Source organism: Ramlibacter sp. (assembly GCF_013697775.1).
Lineage (GTDB): Bacteria > Pseudomonadota > Gammaproteobacteria > Burkholderiales > Burkholderiaceae_C > Ramlibacter.
The window spans coordinates 1-4,537 of record NZ_JACCWG010000471.1 but is presented as its reverse complement, the minus strand read 5'-3'; the positions used below and the strand labels follow the sequence as shown (position 1 = coordinate 4,537).

Genomic DNA, 4,537 nt, shown 5'->3' with positions numbered 1-4,537 from the left:
GCTTCGAGCTCGGCCTGCTCGGACGCGAGCTTGTCGAAGTCGGCATCGGGCTCGCCGTACTCGGCATACACCTCGTCGAGCCGCTTCTTGGCGGCCAGCGCGCCGCCGATGCCTTCTTCGACCGCCTGCCGAACCGACTGGTCGGGCGCCATCACCGGCTCCTGCGGCAGGTAGCCGATCTTCAGGTTCGGCATCGGCGTGGCCTCGCCTTCGATGTCGTGGTCGATGCCGGCCATGATCTTGAGCAAGGTCGACTTGCCCGAGCCGTTCAGGCCGAGCACGCCGATCTTGGCGCCGGGGAAGAACGAAAGGGAGATGTCCTTGAGGATCTGCCGCTTCGGCGGCACGATCTTGCCGACGCGGTTCATGGAGTAAACGTATTGGGCCATGCCGCGATTATCGGGCCACAAGGCTCGGTGGCCGGTGGTCGGGCAACCGCCCGCGCGGCTCAGTCGCGCTTTTGCAGGCTGTTTTGCAGCGCGGCCTTGGCCACGTTGTCCAGCGCCTCGTCCACCACGTTGCGCTCGGCGACCACGCGGATCATGCCGTCGGCGCGCAGCCGCTCCATGGTGCGGCGGGACATCGAGTGCGCGGTGCCGACCGGCGAGGTGAACATGAACAGCGTGCCGTGCGGGCTGGCCCAGGTGAGCTGCATGCGCGTCCATTGGTTGTCTACCACCAGCTCGACCCAGGAGCCGATGCGCAGGTCGGCGCCGACCACGTGCTCGGCCGGGGGATGGGCTGTGGGGGCAACTGCCGGTGCCGTTGGGGCGACGACGGGGGCCGGGGCCACCGCGGGCGCCGGTGCGGCGGCATCGGGCACGGCCGCGGTGGTTTGCGGTACGGCGGGCTGCGGTGCAACGGGGTGCGGCGGTGCGGCCTGCGCCTGCCCGCCGAGCAGCAGTGCATCCAGGTCCTGCACCTCCCCGGCATCCGGGGGCAGGAACGAGTCTTCCTCGAGGTAGCCCGCTTCCTCCATCTCGTGCTGGGCCATCCACATGGCGGCTTCGGCCTCGCTCACGTCCAGCATCGACACCTCGGCCTCCACCGCCTCGGCGGCGCGCGCGGCGCCGGCATCGCGCTCCTGCACGGCGGCGCGGTGGATGGTGATGAGGTTGTCGAAAAAGCGCAGCGTCAGCTCGGGCGGGTAATCGATGCGCTGCAGGCCTTCGCGCAGCTTGGCCAGCAGGCCGGGAATCATCTGCACCAGGCGGCGCCGGCGGCCGCGCTGCGCGGTGCTCTTCTGCACGCTCCAGACCAGGTCGTCGACCAGCGCGCGGTAGCCGTACGGGTCGGCCGCGCCGTCCACGGCGCTCAGCTGCGCCTCGGCCACCACCTGCGGCCATGAGTTGCGCAGGAAGTCGCGCACGAAGTCCGCCACGTCCAGGCCTTCCAGCACCTGCGCGAATTCCGCGGCCAGCTTCTGGGCCAGCAGGTTGCGCTGCTCGGCATGCACCAGCGCGCGCGCGGCTTCGGTGCGGCGGTCGGTCGCGCCCTTGTCGGTGTCTTTCCACTGGTCTTCCAGGTGGTCCAGCAGTTCGCCGAACACCTCGGCGTCGATCACCTTGCTGTCGAGCCAGCGCGAAGCGCCCTCGAGGGTGGTGGCGAAGCGCTGCCAGCCGGGATCGTTCTGGCTGGAGAAGGCCAGGCTGCGCTGCGTGACGCGGTCTAGCAGCTGGCGCGCCGCGTGGTTGCGGTCGCTGAAGAAGCGCGAGTCGCTCTGCGCCAGCTTCAGCACCGCCGGCTCCATGGTGCGCAGATTGTCCTTCAGCCCGGGCAGCAGCCGCGCGTCGGCGGCCAGGTTGTCGAACAGCAGGCGCACCACTTCTTCGCCCAGCTGCTGGCCCAGGCGTTGCGGCGGCGCCTCGTGGGCGGCCTGCTCAGCCTCTTGCACGGTGGGCGCCGGCGCATGGGTGCGGGGCCGCTGCTCCAGCCGCTTCATCAGCGTGTCCACGCCCTTCATGTCCTGCAGCATGGCCATGGACGCGGGAACCGTGTGCAGGAAATCGCGCTGCGGACCCCTGGGTGCGTCGAAGTCGCCGGCCAGCAGCTTGCGCAGCTTGTCCAGCGTGAGCAGCGTCTTGGCCATGGAGTCGTTGACCGCCGCGCCGCCCGCGCCGCTGCCCTTGGACACGCGGCCGCCCAGCGGCACCGCCGGCTCGACGCCGGTGGACTGCAGCCAGTCGGAAATCTGCCGGTAGAGCTTGCGCAGCGACACGCCCAGCAGGCCGCCGGCCGGCGCGATCAGCAACTCGCGCACCTCTGCCTGCGGCACGTGGATGGACAGGCAGGCCTGCAGCGCCCGCACGAACACGTCGGGCCGCAGCGGGTTCAGGCCCGGCTGGACGGTGCGCCAGCCCAGCATGGTGCTGATCAACCCGTCGAGCGCCGGCAGCGCGTCGTCCACCGCGGTGGCGACTTCCTGCTGCGCGCGCGCGACTTCGATCGACTGGTCCAGCTGCGCATCCTCGAACAGCTTCAGGTCCTCGAAGCGCAGCAGCTCGGCCTGCACCTGCTCCTTGCCGCCGCCTTCGTAGACGACGCGCGAGAGCTCCTCCTGGAAGGTCTTGCAAACCCGGATGCCGTCGCGGCTGAGGTTTTCGGCGGCCTGCTTGACGCTGGCCTTGGACAGCATCGGGGCGCGCTGGGTGCCGGTGGGCGCCGTGGCGCGCAGCAGGCCGGCCAGCACGTCGCTCATGAGCGGCTCCGCCTGCTTGATGACGGCCTCCAGGCAGTCGTTCAAGGTCGGCTGCAGGGCGGTCGGGTCGTCGGAGACGCCCAAGCGGAGCTTCAACTTGGCCATGGTTCGTGTGGATTCATTATCGGGTCAGCCGAGCCGTAGGCCAAAAGGTTTTTGGCTGAGCAACGCAGTCTGCCATGCAAAAACCACGTAACGCCACCACCGATGGCCGCGCGGCTCCCGCTCGTACGTGCAGCGGCCCCATTCGTCGGCCGCGGGTTGCCCAACGGCTCAGCGGCCGGGCCGCCGATAAAGCATGCGACAATGCTGGCTCTCGCGGCCTCCAGTTTGCCGCGAGCTCAGCGTTCTGCTGGGGACGACGTGGGCACCGCCCGCAGGCTCCCGACCCTGAACCTCATCTGCCCTTGACTGGACCGGCTTCGCCGGGCATGGCCGATGTTCCCCGCGCCCGGAATGGCGCTTACTTCTCAAATGACTTTTGACGATCTGAATCTGGCACCCGCCATTCTCAAGGCTGTGCGCGAGCAAGGCTACGAAACCCCCACCCCCGTCCAGGCCCAGGCGATCCCCATCGTGCTGGAAGGCAAGGACCTCCTCGCCGGCGCGCAGACCGGCACCGGAAAGACCGCCGCTTTCACCCTGCCCATGCTGCACAAGCTGACCGCCGGCCGCAGCACCACCAACAAGTTCGGCAAGGACGGCGTCGCCGCCCTGGTGCTGACGCCCACGCGTGAACTCGCCGCGCAGGTGGAAGAATCCATCCGCACCTACGGCAAGTACCTGACGCTGACTTCCACCGTCATCTTCGGCGGCGTGGGCATGAACCCGCAGGTCGACCGTATCCGCCGCGGTGTCGACATCCTCGTGGCCACGCCGGGCCGCCTGCTCGACCTGCAGCAGCAGGGCAACCTGGACCTGTCGACGGTCGAGATCCTCGTGCTCGACGAAGCCGACCGCATGCTCGACATGGGCTTCCTGCCGGACGTGAAGAAGATTCTCGCGCTGCTGCCGCAGCAAAAGCAGAGCCTGCTGTTCTCCGCCACCTTCAGCGACGAGATCCGCGAACTGGCCAACCGCCTGCTGCGCGAGCCGCAGCAGATCCAGGTGACACCGCGCAACACCACCGTGCAGCGCATCACGCAGTCGGTCCACCCCGTGGGCCGCGGCAAGAAGAAGGAACTGCTGGCCCACGTGATCAAGGAACACGACTGGAGCCAGGTGCTGGTGTTCACCCGCACCAAGTTCGGCGCCAACAGCGTGGCCGACTACCTGAACAAGAACGGCATCACGGCGCTGGCGCTGCACGGCAACAAGAGCCAGACCGCCCGCACCCAGGCGCTGGCCGGCTTCAAGAGCGGCGATCTGCGCGCCCTGGTGGCCACCGACATCGCCGCGCGCGGCATCGACATCGACGACCTGCCGCACGTGGTGAACTATGAGATTCCCAACGTGCCGGAAGACTACGTGCACCGCATCGGCCGCACCGGCCGCGCGGGCAAGGAAGGCCAGGCCGTGAGCCTGGTCTGCCTGGACGAGGAAGGCTTCATGCAGGAGATCGGGCGCTTCACCAAGCAGGACATCCCGTCGGTGCTGGTGGAAGGCTTCGGCCCCGAGGCAAGCGAGCGCGCCGAACCAATCGCCATGGGCCGCCAGGTGCTGTGGGGCGGCGCCGGCCGCATGCCGCCGCGCGAGGTGATGAATGCCGCCGCCAAGGCGGCGCGCGGCGAGATGCTGCAGCGCATGCGCGAGAACAAGGCCACGCAGGGCGACGGCGGCGGTGGCGGTGGCAGGAACAAGCCGCGCGGCGGCGGTGGCGGTGGCGACGCGCAGCAGCCG

Annotated in this window: 3 protein-coding genes; 1 reads left to right on the top strand and 2 read right to left on the bottom strand. The window is 69.2% G+C overall.

All coding sequences use genetic code 11. The features are described from left to right. Both H0U68_RS23925 and H0U68_RS23920 read right to left on the bottom strand, forming a co-directional pair. The coding region (locus H0U68_RS23925) for an ATP-binding cassette domain-containing protein (protein WP_296359474.1) at positions 1-389 on the bottom strand (389 nt) is incomplete at its 3' end. A gap of 59 nt (positions 390-448) precedes the next feature. Next, the gene (locus H0U68_RS23920; RefSeq protein WP_296359472.1) at positions 449-2,794 is read right to left on the bottom strand and encodes a DUF1631 family protein; all 2,346 of its coding nucleotides are present in this window, start codon (positions 2,792-2,794) and stop codon (positions 449-451) included. A 378-nt stretch (positions 2,795-3,172) separates the two neighbouring features. On the opposite strand from H0U68_RS23920, the gene H0U68_RS23915 reads away from it, so the two are divergent. Continuing rightward, positions 3,173-4,537 (top strand): DEAD/DEAH box helicase (locus H0U68_RS23915; protein ID WP_296359471.1); only part of this gene is annotated, 1,365 nt, incomplete at its 3' end.